The sequence below is a fragment of the Aestuariivita sp. genome (genome assembly GCF_021404545.1).
Classification (GTDB): Bacteria; Pseudomonadota; Alphaproteobacteria; order Rhodobacterales; family Rhodobacteraceae; genus Aestuariivita.
Map to the genome: position 1 here is coordinate 13,656 of NZ_JAAWWD010000008.1, position 17,744 is coordinate 31,399.

At 58.2% G+C, this 17,744-nt stretch carries 17 protein-coding genes, 1 tRNA gene and 1 pseudogene; 8 read left to right on the forward strand and 11 right to left on the reverse strand.

The window, feature by feature from the left end:
* The first annotated feature begins 163 nt into the window (after positions 1 to 163).
* The gene (locus HEP69_RS05345) at positions 164 to 1,264 is read left to right on the forward strand and encodes a PA0069 family radical SAM protein (protein ID WP_290557527.1); all 1,101 of its coding nucleotides are present in this window, start codon (positions 164 to 166) and stop codon (positions 1,262 to 1,264) included.
* A gap of 233 nt (positions 1,265 to 1,497) precedes the next feature.
* Positions 1,498 to 1,583: transfer RNA gene (locus tag HEP69_RS05350), tRNA-Leu, on the forward strand.
* Between the two features lie 89 nt (positions 1,584 to 1,672).
* Here the strand turns inward: HEP69_RS05350 and HEP69_RS05355 are convergent.
* The 6 genes from HEP69_RS05355 to HEP69_RS05380 all read right to left on the reverse strand — a co-directional run bounded on the left by HEP69_RS05355 (position 1,673) and on the right by HEP69_RS05380 (position 4,554).
* Entirely contained in the window at positions 1,673 to 2,728 is a 1,056-nt protein-coding gene (locus tag HEP69_RS05355) for a tyrosine-type recombinase/integrase (protein ID WP_290557528.1), read from the reverse strand.
* 205 nt (positions 2,729 to 2,933) lie between these two features.
* Entirely contained in the window at positions 2,934 to 3,119 is a 186-nt protein-coding gene (locus HEP69_RS05360) for a hypothetical protein (protein WP_290557529.1), read from the reverse strand.
* 5 nt (positions 3,120 to 3,124) lie between these two features.
* Positions 3,125 to 3,382 (reverse strand): hypothetical protein, encoded by a 258-nt coding sequence (locus tag HEP69_RS05365; protein ID WP_290557531.1) that lies wholly within the window; start codon positions 3,380 to 3,382, stop codon positions 3,125 to 3,127.
* Position 3,383: 1 nt separating this feature from the next.
* A complete protein-coding gene (locus HEP69_RS05370) occupies positions 3,384 to 3,530 on the reverse strand; it encodes a hypothetical protein (protein WP_290557533.1) in 147 nt (48 codons plus the stop codon).
* A gap of 216 nt (positions 3,531 to 3,746) precedes the next feature.
* Positions 3,747 to 4,085: a hypothetical protein gene (locus HEP69_RS05375; RefSeq protein WP_290557534.1), complete on the reverse strand. Its 339-nt coding sequence runs from the start codon at positions 4,083 to 4,085 to the stop codon at positions 3,747 to 3,749.
* A gap of 196 nt (positions 4,086 to 4,281) precedes the next feature.
* On the reverse strand, positions 4,282 to 4,554 hold the full coding sequence (locus HEP69_RS05380; RefSeq protein ID WP_290557535.1) for a hypothetical protein: 273 nt from the start codon (positions 4,552 to 4,554) through the stop codon (positions 4,282 to 4,284).
* Between the two features lie 1,285 nt (positions 4,555 to 5,839).
* Between HEP69_RS05380 and HEP69_RS23705 the strand changes: the two genes are divergently transcribed.
* Positions 5,840 to 6,286 carry a DNA adenine methylase gene (locus tag HEP69_RS23705; RefSeq protein WP_366111304.1) on the forward strand — a complete coding sequence of 149 codons (447 nt, stop codon included), beginning with the start codon at positions 5,840 to 5,842 and terminating at the stop codon, positions 6,284 to 6,286.
* A gap of 553 nt (positions 6,287 to 6,839) precedes the next feature.
* Here the strand turns inward: HEP69_RS23705 and HEP69_RS05390 are convergent.
* Positions 6,840 to 7,697 carry a DMT family transporter gene (locus HEP69_RS05390; protein ID WP_290557537.1) on the reverse strand — a complete coding sequence of 286 codons (858 nt, stop codon included), beginning with the start codon at positions 7,695 to 7,697 and terminating at the stop codon, positions 6,840 to 6,842.
* Between the two features lie 181 nt (positions 7,698 to 7,878).
* On the opposite strand from HEP69_RS05390, the gene HEP69_RS05395 reads away from it, so the two are divergent.
* Both HEP69_RS05395 and HEP69_RS05400 read left to right on the forward strand, forming a co-directional pair.
* Positions 7,879 to 8,349, forward strand: a complete 471-nt coding sequence (locus HEP69_RS05395; protein WP_290557538.1) for an Lrp/AsnC family transcriptional regulator — start codon at positions 7,879 to 7,881, stop codon at positions 8,347 to 8,349.
* Between the two features lie 140 nt (positions 8,350 to 8,489).
* Positions 8,490 to 9,122: a tyrosine-type recombinase/integrase gene (locus HEP69_RS05400; protein WP_290557539.1), complete on the forward strand. Its 633-nt coding sequence runs from the start codon at positions 8,490 to 8,492 to the stop codon at positions 9,120 to 9,122.
* A 92-nt stretch (positions 9,123 to 9,214) separates the two neighbouring features.
* Here HEP69_RS05400 and HEP69_RS05405 read toward each other — a convergent pair whose 3' ends face one another.
* From HEP69_RS05405 to HEP69_RS05420, 4 genes and pseudogenes are all read right to left on the reverse strand, one after another.
* Complete coding sequence (locus HEP69_RS05405) at positions 9,215 to 9,862, reverse strand: MAE_28990/MAE_18760 family HEPN-like nuclease (protein WP_290557540.1); 648 nt, start codon at positions 9,860 to 9,862, stop codon at positions 9,215 to 9,217.
* The gene (locus HEP69_RS05410) at positions 9,859 to 10,968 is read right to left on the reverse strand and encodes a DUF262 domain-containing protein (RefSeq protein WP_290557541.1); all 1,110 of its coding nucleotides are present in this window, start codon (positions 10,966 to 10,968) and stop codon (positions 9,859 to 9,861) included. Before HEP69_RS05410 ends, HEP69_RS05405 begins: the two co-directional genes overlap by 4 nt.
* A gap of 502 nt (positions 10,969 to 11,470) precedes the next feature.
* A pseudogene (locus HEP69_RS05415) lies at positions 11,471 to 11,809 on the reverse strand (transposase); the annotation flags it as partial.
* 1,242 nt (positions 11,810 to 13,051) lie between these two features.
* A complete protein-coding gene (locus HEP69_RS05420; RefSeq protein WP_290557542.1) occupies positions 13,052 to 13,972 on the reverse strand; it encodes a LysR substrate-binding domain-containing protein in 921 nt (306 codons plus the stop codon).
* 111 nt (positions 13,973 to 14,083) lie between these two features.
* Between HEP69_RS05420 and HEP69_RS05425 the strand changes: the two genes are divergently transcribed.
* From HEP69_RS05425 to HEP69_RS05435, 3 genes are read left to right on the forward strand one after another with little or no spacing between them, the layout of a single operon-like run.
* A complete protein-coding gene (locus tag HEP69_RS05425; RefSeq protein ID WP_290557543.1) occupies positions 14,084 to 15,043 on the forward strand; it encodes a universal stress protein in 960 nt (319 codons plus the stop codon).
* A 5-nt stretch (positions 15,044 to 15,048) separates the two neighbouring features.
* On the forward strand, positions 15,049 to 17,325 hold the full coding sequence (locus HEP69_RS05430) for a putative monovalent cation/H+ antiporter subunit A (RefSeq protein ID WP_290557544.1): 2,277 nt from the start codon (positions 15,049 to 15,051) through the stop codon (positions 17,323 to 17,325).
* On the forward strand, positions 17,322 to 17,741 hold the full coding sequence (locus HEP69_RS05435) for a Na+/H+ antiporter subunit B (protein WP_290557545.1): 420 nt from the start codon (positions 17,322 to 17,324) through the stop codon (positions 17,739 to 17,741). Before HEP69_RS05430 ends, HEP69_RS05435 begins: the two co-directional genes overlap by 4 nt.
* The last annotated feature ends 3 nt before the right edge of the window (positions 17,742 to 17,744 follow it).

Consider the following 17,744-nt stretch of genomic DNA (forward strand, 5'->3'; position numbering starts at 1 on the left):
TTCTTTTTTGCTACTTCGGCACCTATCGACTGCGACAATTGCGACATGGTCCGCTTCGCCACCGACCAATACGGTGTTTTGATCGTGTTTGGTAATGAAGATTGCACATGAGAATTATGGGTTTATTGCATATGTTCCCTATTTGTTCTAAAACACGATGACCATGCCTGTCCCGCCTGCCAAAATAAACGATCATCCGACGATCGCGCCCGAACGCAGACGGGCGCGCGGCGCGCGGCAGAACATCTCCGGCCGGTTCGATCTGGAACGGGTGGAGGAGGCAGACGGGTGGGACATGCCCGAAGAGCGTCCGGCCTTTCGCACCCAGATCAGTTTCGAGCGTCCGCGCAGCCTGATCAGCTATAACCGTTCACCCGATCTGCCATTCGACCGGTCGATCAATCCCTACCGCGGCTGCGAGCATGGGTGCATCTATTGCTTTGCCCGCCCCAGTCATGCCTATCTCGGCCTTTCTCCGGGCCTGGATTTCGAGACACGGCTGATTGCCCGGCCCGATGCCCCTAACGTGCTCGGCCGCGAGCTGTCCGCAAAACGCTACCGCGTCGCACCGATTGCCATTGGCACCAATACCGATCCCTATCAGCCTTGCGAGGCGGATCTGTCGATCACGCGCGCCTGTCTTGAGGTGCTGTCCGCCTTCCGACATCCGGTGGCGATCGTGACCAAAGGCACATTGATCGAGCGGGATATAGATATCCTGGCGCCAATGGCGGCGCAGGGGCTGGCACGGGTGGGTGTCTCGCTGACCAGCCTTGATCCTGATCTGTCGCGTCGGATGGAACCGCGCGCGCCGACCCCCAAGCGCCGTCTCGCGACGATCCGCGCGCTCAGCCAGGCGGGGATCCCGGTGCGGGTCATGACCTCGCCTGTGGTGCCTGGATTGACGGATCATGAGATCGAGGCGCTGCTCAAGGCCGGGGCGGAGGCAGGCGCGTCTACCGCCAGCTGGATCATGTTGCGCCTGCCACGGGACGTGTCAGGTCTGTGGCAGGACTGGCTGGCCGAACACTACCCGGACCGCGCGGGCAAGGTCATGGCGCGTCTGCGCGAGATGCATGGCGGGCGCGATTATGATCCGCGCTGGGGCCACCGGATGCGGGGGGAGGGCAAGTATGCCGAACTGATCGCGCAGAGGTTCAAGGTGCATGCGCGCAAGCTGGGTCTGGATGACACTGCCGAACCGCTGCGGACGGATCTTTTTGCGATCCCGCCGCGCAAGGGCGATCAACTCAGCCTCTTTTAGCTGCTGATGCCCTTGCGTTGTCGGTGCTGGCGACACCTTGGGTCTCTGAGCGGGCGCGGCGGACGGGACTTCCCGCGTTTTTGGCGGGCGCTCTGACTGTATCAGGGCCCCATGCACCGTTGCGATGACCCTGCGGGCGGAGTTGGCGCTGGTGTGTCCCTGTTCGAAAGATGCTGCCAAAATCCACTTGCCGTGCCGCAACTTGCCTGCAATAACGCGATCACCCTTCATGGGCCCAAGTGGCGGAATGGTAGACGCAGGGGATTCAAAATCCCCCGCCTTTGCGGGCGTGCCGGTTCGAGTCCGGCCTTGGGTACCAATGGCTTAGCGGGTATTGGCTTGGCCCGAAGACCCCGCACTCCCATAGGCCACTCCCATACTCACGTTTCGTTTTCGTTCTGTTCCGATTCAGGTTTCGCGCTTTCTCTGCCCGCTACGGGACAGTTTCTTACGGTTCGCCACCTTTCGATAGTACGCGATCATTTCCACACTTTGGTTGGTGATCGCCTGAATTTGGGCGTCGGTGCACCCCCCCTCGGCCAATTGCACTATCGCCAGTTTGCGCAACCCGTGCAGGACATACTTTGAAGCCTTGGCTTCGAGGGAGGCCCGCCACTTACGGAAAGCCTTTTCGACCGCATCATAGCCAACCGGTTCAGTCAAATTCTTTGCAATCACGAACGCGCCGGACTTCCCGCGGTTGGCCAAGTAGCCACGCAAGCGATCCGGGCAATAGACCTCGAATTTCTCGGTACCTTTTTCGTCCAGGACCCACATCCACTCGCCTGAGAAATCGTCCTGCCGCATTGTGATCGCGGCGTTTGGGCGCTGTCCGGTGCCAAGGATTAACTCTGCGGCGCATTGGACCACCTCTGGCGCTGTCGGGAGCTTTTCAATCATCCAGTCAGGCCACGGCTCCCATTCTTTTTGCCGTCCGTAGAGGTCGATCTTTGCCGCCGGGTTCTTCTTGCCCTGCATTGGCCAGTCTTGCTTGTGTTCCGCGTAGTTCCACAACATGCGAACGGTGGTGATCAGCTTGTCAGCCTTGCGGGGCCTGTCGGCGTATTTGGAGTGCATGGCGCGAACCTGGGCGCGCGTCGTCGTGCGAACGTCCTTGTCTTTGTTCTTCGCCAGGATGAAATCCATGTCGCGGGCGTAGGACAATTTGCTTGATGGTTTCAGCTTCGACTGAACGCGGGGATCTGTGCGCCAGAGCTTGACCAACTCGCCCCATGTGTATTTTGCCGGAGCCTTCTGCTTGAGGTGTTGCCCAGCCTCACACAGCCAATACTCATCATCGAGCTTCTTTCTGTCGCCTTCCCACCGCAAAAGGATTGCCCGCTCCTTCGTCTTACCGCCCTGGGTCCATGTGATCCGATGGTAGGGCTCCCAGACACTTCGGTACCGGTTCCACTTCCATGTGAGGTGAGGTTTGGTAATTCTGGGCTTCGGCTGGCGCTTCATAGCTCAAAGGGTGCTTCTTGAGGGCGTGCGGCATCGCCCCTGACGATTGCACGCAAGTCGTCAACAATCCAGCGATCGTGCCCGCCAATGAGTACCGGACCCGGAAGGGAGCCGACCGACACCAAGCGCAGAAATTCAGCCGTAGGCATGTCCAGCATCCTGGCTGCGTTCCTATCGGATACTGCGATTGGCGTCAGGTCAGCCATCAGTTGTCCTTTTGCAATTCCAGCAGTATCGCCAGCGCCGCCTGGTAGTAATCCAAGAAGTTCGGGTGATCGGGTTCAACGGCAATGGTGATCCGGCAATTTTTGTCGCCTTCCACGCGAACACGATAGCGCGCCGATCCGTTGCGATTTGGGTCTGTTATGAATCCGGGAAGGTCCGCTTTCACTGGCGTCACTTCGTTACCCAGTTCTTGGGGTGCAACATTGCGGCAGGCGGACGGCCAATGTGCAGTGATTCGTTCCCGTCGCCATTGGGTGTGCCATCACCGGCGTCATCAACCGGATCGATGCCCTTTGTCACAAAGGGCACGGTTTCAACGCGGACCGATCCGTCCTTTCTGACTGTTACCGCGCTTGGCGACAGACCGGCAGCCTGTGTCGCTTCGATCGCGCGTTGGATCGCGGCCTTGGTGACGTTCGGCGCGGGCATCCTAGCCGGTCACGCTCAGGAACTGGATGTCCTTCGCCGGATATGCCCTGCGGATACGGGCTATGGCCGCGTCGACGGACTCAGCTTTGGTGATATGTTGAACCAAGCCTTCATCGGCCAAATTGATAACGAGCGTGAAGCGTTTCATGCGTCTTCCTTTGTCTTCGGTTTCCAATAGAACGGCGCGGCCTCTGCCACATGGTCGGCGATAATGTCTTTTGTCTTTCGGGCAATCCGGCCATCACCATGGCAGGAATTGCATTTGTGTTTCTTAGGGTTGCGTGCGCCCCAAAAGAAATCGCGATCGGCGTCGCGGCGCAGCTGGCAGGCGGGGCAATCAAGGCCGTTTCCGCACAGGTACTTATCAGGCACCGCCCCGGTCCTTCCGTGCCCACATATCGATCGTGGCGCTGATGCGGGAAAACACGCCCGCGCCGGGCGTGCCCTTGCGACCACGGTGCATGCGCCACACGGTCAGATGGTGGTAGAGTTGCGCGCCGCGATTGCGGGCCATCTTCCACCAGTCCGTCCGACAGGTGCTGTTGCAGAACCGCATGCCGGGCCGGTATGCCGTAGGATCGATGCGTTCCCGGCAATAGTCACAGTATCCCACGCGCAGCGGGCGAAGCGGCTCTACGTCACCGTGGTCCTTCAATCGGCCACGTGCTGGCGTTTGAGCCGTTTCTGGGGGCGCATGAGTCATGCGCTTGACGTCTTGCCGGGGCAACCGGGCTGCACGGTCCCGCGCGGACATCCGCAGTCGGGCCATTTCGGACACTCAAAAACGGGCAAGCAATCATCCGCCCCTTTGGGCGCACGGGGGCCGATCACGGCCCGATTGGTGATACCCCCGCGCTCCCCGGTTCGGGCTGGCCTGAACAGCCCTCGGATACGCGGCATCACGCGGAGCATTGCGCCGCCTCAGCGTCATTTGCTTCCAGGATGTTGAGAGCCGCTTTCAACCAGTTCTTGGGCAAGTCTTTGGCATCGTCAGCAAAGCAGGACACTTGCCACAGCGATATCTCAAAGAGCACTGGATTGTATTGCCGGGGATCATCCGGCACGGTCCAGACACCGTTGTTCTGGCACAGGTTTTTGATCTGTAGGAACTGGGTGTCCGTGGACATGGCTTCGAGCCATTCGACGGTTGTGCGGATCCTGTCGATGTCCATAAGAACGGTCCCTTATTGTGCCCTAAAATTGATCCCGCCATAACCGGCATGATCGGAGTTGTTTCGGATCGTGTTTGCAGGCGGATTCTTCGCCCACCTTTTTTCGTCGTGTCTGGCCATGGCGCGCCGCTCTTCTGGCGTGGCGTGTTCACAGGTGATCGCGTGGTTTTCGCCTGCCGACAGGATGAACCCAAGCTGCCCAGACCCGTGCCTGTTGTAGACGCGCCAGTACCGACCGCAGAAAGGACATTGGGCCTCTGTGTTCGACAGCTTGCTTATCCTGCGCTCATTTCGAAACTCAGCCTTCGCAGCACGATCTTTCGCCCGTTCGCGCCGCTGTCGACCTCTATAACGCCCGTCGCGATTTGGGGGAGGCCATCGCCATCTCGGCCCAGGACATGCGGGCGCTGGTCGTCGAGGATCGGGTGGCGATTGCCAGCCTCGAAACCTTACTCGCAGCCGCGATCAACAACACCGCCGCATCGCTCAAGTCCGAGCAGCTGGTGCGATCCGAGGCCGACGATGCCCTTGCCCAGGATATCGTGACCGTAAAGGCCAGTTTGGAAAGCGCGGAGGGCGATATCGCCGCGAACGCCACGGCGACCAGCGACCTCGCTGTTCGGACAACGGCGGCCGAGGGCGCGATCACCAGTCAGGGCCAGAGCATCGATACGCTTCAGGCCGGGCTGACCACCGCGCAAGGCAACATTGCTGCGAACGCCACGGCCACCAACAACCTCGCTGTTCGGACAACGGCGGCCGAGGGCGCGATCACCAGCCAGGGCCAGAGCATCGATACGCTTCAGGCCGGGCTGACCACCGCGCAAGGCAACATTGCTGCGAACGCTACGGCCACCAGCGACCTCGCTGTTCGGACAACGGCGGCCGAGGGCGCGATCACCAGCCAGGGCCAGAGCATCGATACGCTTCAGGCCGGGCTGACCACCGCGCAAGGCAACATTGCTGCGAACGCCACGGCCACCAGCGGATTGACGGTCCGCACCACGGACGCCGAGAATCAGTTGGCGAGCCAGGCAACGCAGCTTACCAGCCTCACCTCGACCGTGGGCGCGCAATCCACGACGATCCAGTCGCAGCAGACCTCGATCGATGGCATCGAGGCGGAATACGCCCTGCGTATCGACAATAACGGTGTCGTCTCCGGCGTCGTGGTCCGCTCCGATCTGGACAACGCAGGTGTGCCCACAACGGCTGCGGTCTATCAGGTCGACAAGTTCTCGATCATCGCGCCGGGCGATCCATCCGCCTCCTCTATCTGCAACGCCTGGCCTTCGGGGGGAGGGCGGACGGGGTCTTTGGTGTGGCAACCGGAAGGACGCTCTTCTCGCTGTCGCGATTGGAGCCTCTTTTGGATGCCGCGCATGCGCGGCTGGATGGTGTGGTCCTCGAAAACCTGGACTGGTCCGAGCTGGTGCGGCGCTATGACAGTTCCGGTTCTCTGTTCTACCTCGATCCACCTTATTGGGGCGGGGAAGACGATTACGGCAAGGATCTCTTCCAAAGACCCGATTACGCCAGGATGGCTGCCCAATTGGCCGACATCGAGGGCGCGTTCGTGCTCTCCATCAATGACCGGCCCGAAACGCGCGCTCTGTTTGCGTCATTTGAGATCGAGGCTGTGTCGCTGAAATACAGCGTGTCCCGGGGGGACGCGACCGACGCGGCCGAGTTGCTTATCTCCAACCGCAAACCCGACGACCTGCTGCTGTGATCGGGGTGTTTTCTAGTTGGTGGTGTCAGTGCCATGATGGGGCATGTCCGAATTCACAATGCGCCCATGCCGGATCGGCGGCCGAACAGCGCCGAATGACTACCTTGTCTCGTACCAGGGCAGCCCAATTGGCCGCATCTTTCATCAAGAACTCGGCTTTGCGCGGTGGTGGATTTGGGCGATCCAGACCTTTCCGGCAGCAGATGGCCGATCAGACACGCTTGAACAGGCGCAGGCGCAGCTCAAGGCGGCTGTGCTTGCTTTGCCCGACGGTAGGAGGATCAAGGCGGAGGGGAGGGTGGCCACCCTCGCGTGTCCGCTTAGCGCAGAAACTGGACTTTGCAAAGTCAAGATCACTCGGCCCCTCTGAAGGCAAGGACGGTTCATTCCTGCCGTACACCTGGTATGTAAGACGCTGCAGTGCGGCCCGTCATCCCGACATTCGCTGCGATCGCAAAATGCGCAGTTGTTCGAACTCACAGTCTGCGGGACTTAGCCGCCGTCCGTCGACCCCCTTCGAATGGCCGGGTTCGACGCACCCGCGTGTTCGCTGTCATGTGTGCACAACATGTCGATCACTGCTTTTCGCTCCGCCATAGGCCACAAGTATCGCACCGGTGACGTAGATAATCAGGCCGGTCATCGTTGCGGGGGCATAATCAACGCGACCTTCGATGAGCTGGAATAGAAAGACGAAAAGCGGGCCGAGAGCGGTAATCGCGGCGAGGGTCAAGGTAGACATCAGCGAGATTGCCTTCTGCATCGCAAAGACCGGGAACGCCATGATGACAAATCCGATCAGAACCACGATCATCAAACCGCTCGGATCGACGGGGCCTTTCTCATCGAAACCGAGCGAGGCCCCTGCGAGTGCGACCGCCACATAGAGCGGAAACCGCAGTCCATATTGCGCGACGGGAGAGACACCCAGACGGTTGAGCCGCTGACTATAGATCATCATGGCAGCGAGGCTTGCCCCTGAGATACAGGTCAGCAGCAATCCAGTCAGTGCAACTGTCCAGTCTCCTCTCACAAAGCCAGACCTGCCGAGGATGGTGATCGCCGCGAGATAACCGACACCGATCACAATGATGAGCAAGCCCGCGCCTTCAGTGCGGTTTCGCAGCGGCGATGCTCCCGGAACGCCAAGGGCCCAGGCGATCAGAATAGCGACCGGGATCAGACCCGAGAAGATCGTGAACACGACCGCCGGTTCGATCATCTGAAGCGCGAAGAAATAGGCGATCCATACAAAGGCAGTCGACAGGTTCAGGCCAAAGAGAGCAGCGCCGTTACCCCATGCGATACGCAGTTCATCTGCGGCACGGATACCTGTCCATGTAAGAGCGCCCAAGGCGGTGAAGCCAAAGACGGCTGCTCCGATCAGAAAGGAATCGTAGCCCTGAAACACACCCCCGAAGAACACGGCCTGCGCCGCTTCCAGAATGACAAAGGAGAAGGCCCAGATAAGGCCGAGGGTTGTGTTGCTCATGTCGAGGTTCCGTCGCTTTTTCGTAGACTTACGACAAAAGCAATGGAAAGTGTGGTCAAAATCTTCGATATTTTGGAGTTATGAACCACGGGAGGCGGACATGACCATGGATGCTCTGGATCTTCGGATCGTCGCTGCTCTTCAAGCGAACGGCTCCCTGACGAAGGCAGAACTGGCGGAGGCGGTCGGGTCAACACCATCGACCTGTCTGCGGCGCGTCGCCGAGCTACGCCACGCCGGGGTGCTCATAAACTGTGTCTATTTGGCCGATCCTGCCAAACTCGGGCGGGGCATCCGGGCCATCATCACGGTCACGACCCGGAATCACACTAAGGACCTGCGCACCTCTTTCTCATCCCGCATCTCAGAAGAACCAGCAATCACGCAAGCCTATGGCGTGACAGGTGAGCTTGACGCGGTTCTGATCGGCCATTTCAACGATATGGAAGAGTATCAGGGACTTTGTGATCGGCTTTTTGATAGCGACCCAGACGTGGTGCGCTACACGACGCTGTTTGCAGTTGAGACCTATAAGGAGACAACCACTGTTGAACCGGCCGTCATCGGGTAAGCAGTCATTAGAACATCTCGCAGCGTTCAGCACTTTGGGCTCGGAGCCGACCTCAGATGCGACGCAGCATGTTGTGATACACTGCCTCGTCAACGTCGGGTTGGCGTTGCGGCGGGGCGTGGTGGATTGGAGGACCCACCATGCGCATCCCGAATTTACCCGCCATTCGCGCCTGTCGCCCTGCTTGGAACAAAGGGCGCATCGTCGGCCAGAAAAGGCCCTTGCTGCCGAAACACGTCTGGGCGATCCGTGTTCGATTAGATATCGCGGACAATTTCCGTGACCTAGCGCTCTTCAACCTTGCCATCGACAGCAAGCTGCGCGGTTGTGATCTGGTCAAACTTGTGGTGGCCGACGTTTATGCCGCTGGTCAGGTAAAAGAACGAACATCAATCATCCAAAGCAAAACGCAAAAGCCGGTGCGTTTCGAGATTACGGAAGGAACTCGAAAATCACTCCTGAGGTGGATGGAGGAACCATTGATGGTCGGTTCGGAATACCTCTGGCCCGGGCGTTTTCACGAGCGCCTTCACATCTCGACACGGCAATACGCACGACTGGTCCGCGAATGGGTCAAGTCGATTGGGCTGGAGCCAAGTGCGTATGGCACCCACTCGATGCGCCGAACCAAGGTTTCGCAGATTTACAAGAAGACCGGTAATCTGCGGGCGGTTCAACTGTTGCTGGGGCAAACAAAGATGGACAGCACGGTCCGATATCTTGGAGTCGAATTGGAAGATGCCTTAACAATCTCGGAATCCGTTGAAATCTGAAAATCAGGGCCGCCTTCGCGGGCGGCCCATAGCTGCCTTTGGCTAATACATCTCAATGCTGCGGTCGCAGCCCGCATCTCGGACATTAGTCATCATGCAGCCATATAGGTTTTTAGTTGAACCTGGTTATCCAAAGCGTCCCCAAACATTCGCATCAAAGCGATGGTTGTGTTTGTGACTTCATCTAAGTCGTCTTTCGCAATGAAGGTGTCTTCACCATGGGCAATCGCATTGCGCCGTTTCAGAAGCATTGCATCAATAAAGGCCTCATGTTCAATGAATTCTTGGTAAGAAATGTCGCAAACCAAACATATCTCTCGTAGCACCTCAGAATTTAAGTTCGATTTGGTGTTGATCAGATCATCGTTCACTCGACTGAACTGCTTGTTTGAGGACGTAAGGATTTCATCTAGAAGGTTACACCTCGACTCGATACTGCCCTTGCTCTTCGATAGCGCCGTCAGCCGCGGCAAAAAGTAGTTCTTCAAAAACTGACTGTTGAGACTTGTGTATGGATGCTTACGCAAAGCGACATGTATCAAATACAGTTTTGCAGAATTTCTCACATGACCCTCCCAATGAGCATATGAGATTGTAACTAGTGCCCTTAGCAGGACTTTCCCCAAGTTCTGATCTGCCCTTCGAATCGCGGTCTTTAGATCCGATATCTCGCGGATACGCCAAGTCCTGTCCGCGGTTACAAGACTCGAGAAGTCGTCCGCGGTATATGGCTTGCTCATGGCTTGAACCACTCGCTACCAAAAGGCACTGTTTTCTGAATCCGCGTTGTTCCGCGCATGCCGGGTGACACGAAACTTTCAACGTCTGGCTGCTCCCAAAATGCCTGAGACTTGTCCCGCACAAAATTTGCCGGGTCTGCCTGCTGCTGTATTGCCGTAAGGTTCTTTGCGACTCCTACTGCGATCGCTTCTAAGCCCACCAGTCCTACCCTTCCAGAGTAGTTTCCATCTTGGAAACGCCGGAGAGCATTCCCGCCCGCGGCTTGATGCAGAAGGTCTATAGTGCTGTTGATAGTCGTGGAGGCTCCGGCAATATCAGCGTCCATCGCCAATTTTACGATACCGTCGTCTATGTATTCGCCAACGTCTAGGGTTCCATCGTAATTTACCAAAGTGTGAACCAGCAATCTTACCGCCATCTCAATGTGTCGTTGCTTTTCTGTTTGACCGTCGCTCAGGCCCGTTACCGAAAGAAATTTGTCACTCTCAGCCGCGGCTTTAATCGCCCTAAAGTAGTCAGCATTGACCATCAAAATTATGCAATTTCGTATCTCTTGGGCGTTCGCGGCCGTCCCCCCAGCATTTAGTCGTTGAAACAGGTCAAACTTCGTCATGCTATCGCTCGGACGCTTGAGGATTTCTACTCCAATGCGAGACCTCTTGATGGCTAGCTGAAGGCTTCGATCAAGTTCGAGTTGTTCATTCTCTTCCACGTCAGCAATTGCTGCGCCTTTTTCCCAAACTGTATTGCGGAGCGACGGCAGGTATTTTGTTGCTTCCAAGATGGATGGTGGGCAGGCCGCGCCATTTTCGTTTTTCAATTTACCCATGAACTCAAGGATTGATGAAACCCTCTGCAGCCCGTCTACGAGCTCCCACTGCCCGTTTTCTAGCTCGTAGACGAAGATAGATGGCAGAGGAATGCCCAGCAGCAGAGACTCGATCAATTTTGATTTCTGGCCTATTTCCCATCTAAACAGTCGTTGGAATTCCGGAGCAATTATTATGTCGCCGTCATCGTAGAGATTCACAAGCTCACCAATAGACATCTGAAAGGCGTCTGTACGAACATTCCGTTGTGCGGTTTCGATTTCTTCAAGTAGCATTCGTTTCCCAGCTTCCTTGGTGTTGCATGTAAAAGAGAAGCGTCGCCGCATCTCAATGAGGAAGTACCCGCCAGACATGTCTTCTGTCACGTTCAGCCATTATGACCACATAAACCGCTGCCGCAATATCTGCACTCCCAAACGGTATTTTTAGCATCGCTTAAGCGAGCGTCTGGTTTCACAGAATGACCAAGATCACTCCGCAGCCGCAGCAAACGACCGCTACCCGCCGCGACCTGCATGTGCCCGTTGGCCAACTGATCACTCGGTTTGGGTCTGCTTCGGGCTGGCTGCGGACACCTGCCCACGCACAGTAAGGGCGTGAATGGCGCTCGCAGTTCAAAATCCGCGCGCTGCGTTGCCGCAAGGCGGCAGAGAGCCCATTTTGTTGAAGAAGTCGCCGAGATTTGAGGTTTTGCCTGCTTGGCGACTTCAATCGCAAGCTTCTTGATCCGCCCGTTGCATTGGGCGGCTTGTTGGTCTGTCGTTTTGCCGTTTCAGATCATATCGCGATCCTCGTTTCGTGCGTCTTGGGTCTTAGTTTTGCAAGTTTTCGGAGGTTCTGAGCGATTGCTGCGAGCGTAAATTCGTCCTGTACACCACATGGCCCTCGAAGTCTGAGCCGCCCGAGGCCGAGAATGCGTTTGAGGTGAGCGAAGAGCATCTCAACCTTTTTGCGTTTGGCCTGGGCCTTGGGGTTGAAGGGAGACTTTGCAGCCAGTCGGGCGAAGTCGCGTGCGTCCTCGTGTTCCTCACGACCGATAAAGCGCGTATTTGTGTTTGGACAGCATTTTGGTTTCGACGGGCAGGCATCGCATATGGCTTTGGTGGCGCGGTATCTACGGCGACCTGTTTTGGGTTCTTTTCTGCGCGGGTCGGCATCAAAACCGACCTTTCTTGGTGGGTTTGTTGTGCAAGTGGATGACCAGGGCGGGACCTTCCCGTCGCTCTCTATGTCTACAGACTCCAATATGCTATAGTTGATGTAATTGGCCCGTTCGTGCCGGGACGACCGATGGCGCGGGTTGAAATCTGAACAAAGCGATTGGTGCATAGGGTTCTCAAACACACCAGATGCTCAGCTAGAAATCTTGAAGACTTTAGGATTAGTTGCGTTGTCGAAGAAGATTTTATTTTGCATTGCCGCAATAATCGCAGTGTTTACTTCTGCCCTTAAGGCGGAAACGGTAGTCGAGTTTGGGTGCATACTTCTCGACACAGATCACCCGGACGTGGATCGAGACTGGACGGAAGCATTTGTTCCATTCTGTGATATCAGACCGGACCAATCGGTAGTCCAATGCTATGCTCTAACGTTCGAAGGGGAATGGGAAGCGACTGATGCTTTTGCGCCAGACCTAGTTCTGGACAGACAAGAGGGTGGCAAAAGACTTTGCCCTGCAGGGACGGACGATGGAAAACTCCCAACCATCCGTGGATGACCCGAAGCCCGAGATTGGCGGGTCGGAGGATGCAGTAGCCATCCCCAAGATCGAAGTCAGACTGACGTCCGATCCATCCCCGCCGTCATTCGCTTCGCGCCTGACTTCTGCCATCGCCCCCATTCTTCTAGTCGGGGGGTACATCGGCGCGTTGCTGCTGAGCCTTGGATGGAGCTTTGCTTGGCATTGGTTCGCGACTTGGAACGTGCCTTTCACAAGCCTTGGCGTAGGTCCTGATGTACTTCTGGAATACGGACGTATCGTTGTTCTACATCACTGGTGGCAATTTCTAGTATGGGTCGCCCTTGGCGTTGCGGGGATGTGGGCGATCATTTACCTCAATCTTGGCAAAGGGTTCCTTACTCTATTTTGTCTCTCTACATTTCTGGTTCCGTGGCTTGCCAGTCATTCTTTTGGCAAGCGGTTGGCCGACGCCGAGGTCCAGCAGATACAGCGGGAACGGTTTGTTGGACTGCCCGTCGTGAACCTATACCTCGAACCTGGGCTTGATGAGGCGCTGAACGAACGAGCGCGAGCTGCTCTCGTCACGGGTCCCAACTTGTGTCACCGGTTGCTGTACAAGGCACTAGATGGGCTTTGGCTTTTGCGATTGCCCCGGTATCGGCCGACCCTTCGGCGTGTCAGCCCAATACAATCACTTCCTTCGCACGCTCTTTCAGGATCGCGCAGATCTGGGCGGCCAGTTCCCGAAACTCGGCCTCGCGCGCGGTGCCCTTTCGCCAGATCATTCCAATGGTTCGCGACGGCGGAGAGCCGCGAAACTGGCGCGCGACGACGATGTCCTGATGCGCCACCTCGGATTTGACATAGAGCGCGGGCATCAGCGACAGGCCCATGCCCATCGCCACCATCTGGCGCAGCGTATCCAGGGATGTGCCTTCATAGTCGCGCGACAGGTCCGCGCCGTATTGCTCGCAGATGCGCCGCACCTGTTCATAGAGCTTGTGGCCAGGTTCCAGCGACAAAATCGTCTCGCCCCGCAGCATCGCCGGCGCGATCTCACGTTCGGCTGCGTAAGGATGATCGCAAGGCAGGACGATCTCGATGGGTTCGCGGAAGATCGACAGGCTTTCAAAGTCGGCCCGCCGCACGGGCAGCGGGAAAAACAGCAGATCCACCGTGCCGTCCGACAGGCTTTGCAGCAGATAGTCGGGCAGCCCTTCGCGCATATAGAGTTTCAGGGCAGGGTGGCTTTGATGCAGGCCAGGCACGATCAGCGGCAACAGGTACGAGCCCAGCGACTGCACCACGCCAACACGGATCGTGCTTTGCAGATGGCTGTGGCTTTGCGCGGCCAATGTGTGGATTTCGTCCACTTCGCGCAGCGCGCGGCGGGCCCGATCGACCACGGCCTGACCCAGCGGTGTGATGATCACATGGGATCGGCTGCGCTCGACCAGTTCTGCGCCCAGTTTCAGCTCCAGACCTTTGAGCTGTGCGCTGAGCGTTGGCTGGGTGACATGGCACATTTCGGCCGCGCGCCGGAAATGCAGGGTGTCGGCCAGGGCAATGAGGTACCTGAGTTGCTGTAAAGTCGGCAAATGATCGCCTCTGATAGATACTTTCTATCAAACTAATGCCCCGTTTCGATTTGATCAATCAGGCAAAGCCGCCTATGTGACCTCCATCAGCGAATAGGGGGCCGCCGATCCATGCAGCGATTCAAAAAGATTCTGGTTGTGGTGGATGAGGCCAGCGTATCGGACGCGGTGTTCGAGCGCGCGACCTGGCTGGCTCAGGCCAACGCGGCCGAGCTGACGCTGGTCGACATCATCGACGGAGAACCCGGTGAGCTTTCGCGGCTTTTCGCGGCGTTGCCGGGGCGGCGCGCCACGGAAGTCGAAGAGCAGGTGATCGCGTTTCACCGCACGCGTGTTGAGGATCTCGCACAGCCCTTGAGGGAAAAGGGCATCGCCGTCGAGACGGAGGTTCTGAACGGAGCCAGCTTCATCCAGATCATCCGCCGGGTCTTGCGTCATGGTCATGACCTGGTGCTCAAGGGCGCCCATCGCGGGCCCGACCGCCCGTTCCTGCGCGCTCCGGATCTGCATTTGTTGCGCAAGGCGCCCTGTCCGGTCTGGATCCTGAATGGCGAGACGCGCGCAAAATCGGAGCGTATCATGGCCGCGGTCGATCCTGACCCCGAGGATACCGTACGCGATGCGCTCAACCGGATGGTCATGGAACTGGCGACATCGCTGGCGCAGCAGGACGCAGCCAAGCTGGATGTGATGAATGCCTGGCATGTGCAGGAGGAATCGACCCTGCGGCACGGGCTGGTGAAAATGCCCGAAGACGAGATTCAGGCCATCCTCAGCAATGAAGAGCGCAAGAGCACCCAGCGCCTTGATCAACTGATGAGCGGCTTCATCGAATTCTCCGATCTGATGCGCGTTTTGCACATAAAAGGCATTGCCGCCGACGTGATCCCGGAACATGTAGACAGCGAAGGGATCGATACGCTGGTAATGGGCACGCTGGGCCGTACCGGAATTTCCGGTTTTTTCATCGGTAACACGGCCGAGACCATTCTGAACCGGGTCAGCTGCTCGGTTCTGGCGATCAAACCGATGGGCTTTGTCTCGCCGGTGCGGCTGGAAGACGAGGACTGAACACATTGAGCACATCCGCTGATCCGACTGGCGTGCCGCGCGGCAACGGCCTATCCGGGCTGTTGTGCACCGGTTTGTCCGCGCTGTTGTTCGTCTGGTTTCTCACCCTTGCCCCCCAGATCGCCGACGGGGCAAGCCTGCGCTATGTAATCGAATGGGTTCCCAGCCTTGGCATTTCGCTGTCGTTTCTGCTCGACGGGCTGTCTTTGACCTTTGCCTTGCTGATTTCGGGCATTGGCGCGTTGGTGTTTCTCTATTCCAACACATATCTGGCGGGACATCCGCAATTTGACCGGTTCATGCTGTTCCTGTTCAGCTTCATGCTGTCGATGCTGGGCCTGGTTCTGGCCGACAACCTGATCGCGCTGTTTGTGTTTTGGGAGCTGACGACGATCACCTCCTATCTGCTGATCGGGTTCGGACACGAGACGGCCAAGGGACGCCGGTCCGCGCTTCAGGCGCTCTTTGTGACCGGGGCAGGGGCGCTTGCCCTTTTGGCCGGGTTCATCCTGTTGGGCATGACGATGGGCACGTTCGAGCTGTCGGAGATCCTGGCCCGCGGCGATGAACTGAAGGCGCATGCCTATTACATACCGATCCTGCTTCTGATCCTGGCGGGCACCTTTACCAAATCGGCGCAGTTCCCGTTCCATTTCTGGCTGCCCAATGCGATGGCCGCCCCGACGCCGGTATCGGCCTTCTTGCATTCGGCCACCATGGTCAAGGCGGGCGTCTATCTGATGGCCCGGCTGCACCCGGGCATGTCGGGCACCGATATGTGGATGTGGACGCTGACGATCTTCGGTGCGGTCACGGCCGTTGCGGCCAGCATATTCGCGCTGCGCCAAACCGACTTGAAACAGGCATTGGCCTATACCACGCTGATGGCGCTGGGCACGCTGATGCTGTTCCTGGGCCAGCAGTCAAGCTATGCCATTACCGCGTTTGCCACCTTTCTGATCGTGCATTCGCTTTACAAGGCGGCCCTCTTTCTTGTGGTGGGCTGTATTGATCATGCCACCGGCACACGTGAGGCCGACGTGCTGGGCGGTCTGGGCCGTGTCATGCCGTTTACCGCGATTGCTGCGGCCCTGGCGGCGCTGTCCATGGCGGGCTTTCCACCGTTTCTGGGCTTTATCGGCAAGGAGTTGAAATACGCCGGTGCTCTGGGTGTCGCGTCCGAACCCCTGTTCGTGGTCGGTGCGGTGCTATTGGCCAACGCGCTGATGTTTGCCGTGGCAGGGGTCGTGGCGTTCCGTCCGTTCTGGCGCAAGGCGGGTGGCGCGCTGCCCAAGACCCCGCATGAGGCGCCCTGGCCAATGCTCGCGGGTCCGGTGATCCTGGCGGTGCTGGGCACGGTTTTCGGGATCTATCCCGATCTTCTGGAGCGGTCGCTGGTGGCGCCCACGGTGGCCAGCCTGCTGGGCGAAATCGAAGATGCGAAAGAGCTCAAGCTCTGGGCCGGGGTGAACATGCCGCTGCTGTTGTCGATCGTGACGGTGGTCTCGGGCGCGATCATTTACGCGGTGCATCGGCAGGCGCGGACCATGCTGGAGCGGATGGATGCGGCCACGCCGTCCTTTGACGCGGGCTGGGATCGGTTTTTGGATGGCTTCAAAGCGCTGGCCGCCTGGCAGACCGGCGTGATCCAGTCCGGTGTGCTGCGCAAATACATGTTCGTGACCTTCGTGACCGTGCTGGTGGGTATGGGTGGCACCATGATGGCGCGCGGCCTGGGCCTGACGGTGCCCGACTTTTCGGATGCCACAGGGCAGAGCGTGGCGCTGGTGTTGATGATCCTGGGCGGCGCGCTGCTGGCGACGCTGACCTCCTCGCGCATCGCGGCGATGGCGGCGCTGGGCGTTGTGGGGATCGCGGTCGCGATGGTCTTTATCGTCTTTTCGGCACCGGATGTCGCCATTACCCAGCTCTTGGTCGAGACGCTGGTTGTCGTTCTTGTCGCGGTGGCCCTGCTGCGCCTGCCGACACTCGATTCCGGCGGGCGCCACTGGCGGCCCTGGGATGCGCTTTTGGCATTGGGCGTCGGTACGGTGGTGACCTTGACCTTGCTGGCCGTTTTGGCAACCCCGCTGGATCGGCGCCTGACCGACTATTTCGAGATCACCAGCTGGCCCGAGGCCTTCGGGCGCAACATCGTCAACGTGATCCTGGTGGATTTCCGCGCGCTCGACACATTTGGCGAGATCGCCGTGGTGGTGATCGCGGCGCTGTCGGCCTATGCGCTGTTGCGCACAACAACGACAAAGGGGCAGGGCAAATGAACTCGGTCATCCTGCGGGCGGGCACCCGGTACCTGACGGGTCTTCTGCTGATCTTTTCGGTCTATATGCTGCTGCGTGGTCATAACGAGCCGGGCGGTGGGTTTATCGGCGGTCTCATCGGATCGACAGGGTTCGTTTTGTTTGCGGTGGCCTGCGGCACCGCCGATGCGCGGCGCGCCTTGCGGGTGGATCCGCAAAGCATCGCGATGGTGGGGCTCGGACTTGCTTTGTTGTCGGGTCTTTTCGCGGCCTTTTTCGGCGATGATCTCTTTACTGGCCAATGGCTGTTTCTGGGTGCGACCGAGACCGAAAAGGGCTTGCCGATCTCAACCGTGCTGGCCTTTGACATTGGGGTCTACCTGGTGGTTTTCGGATCTGTTCTGACCCTCGTCTTTGCGATGGAAGAGGAGATCTGAGGC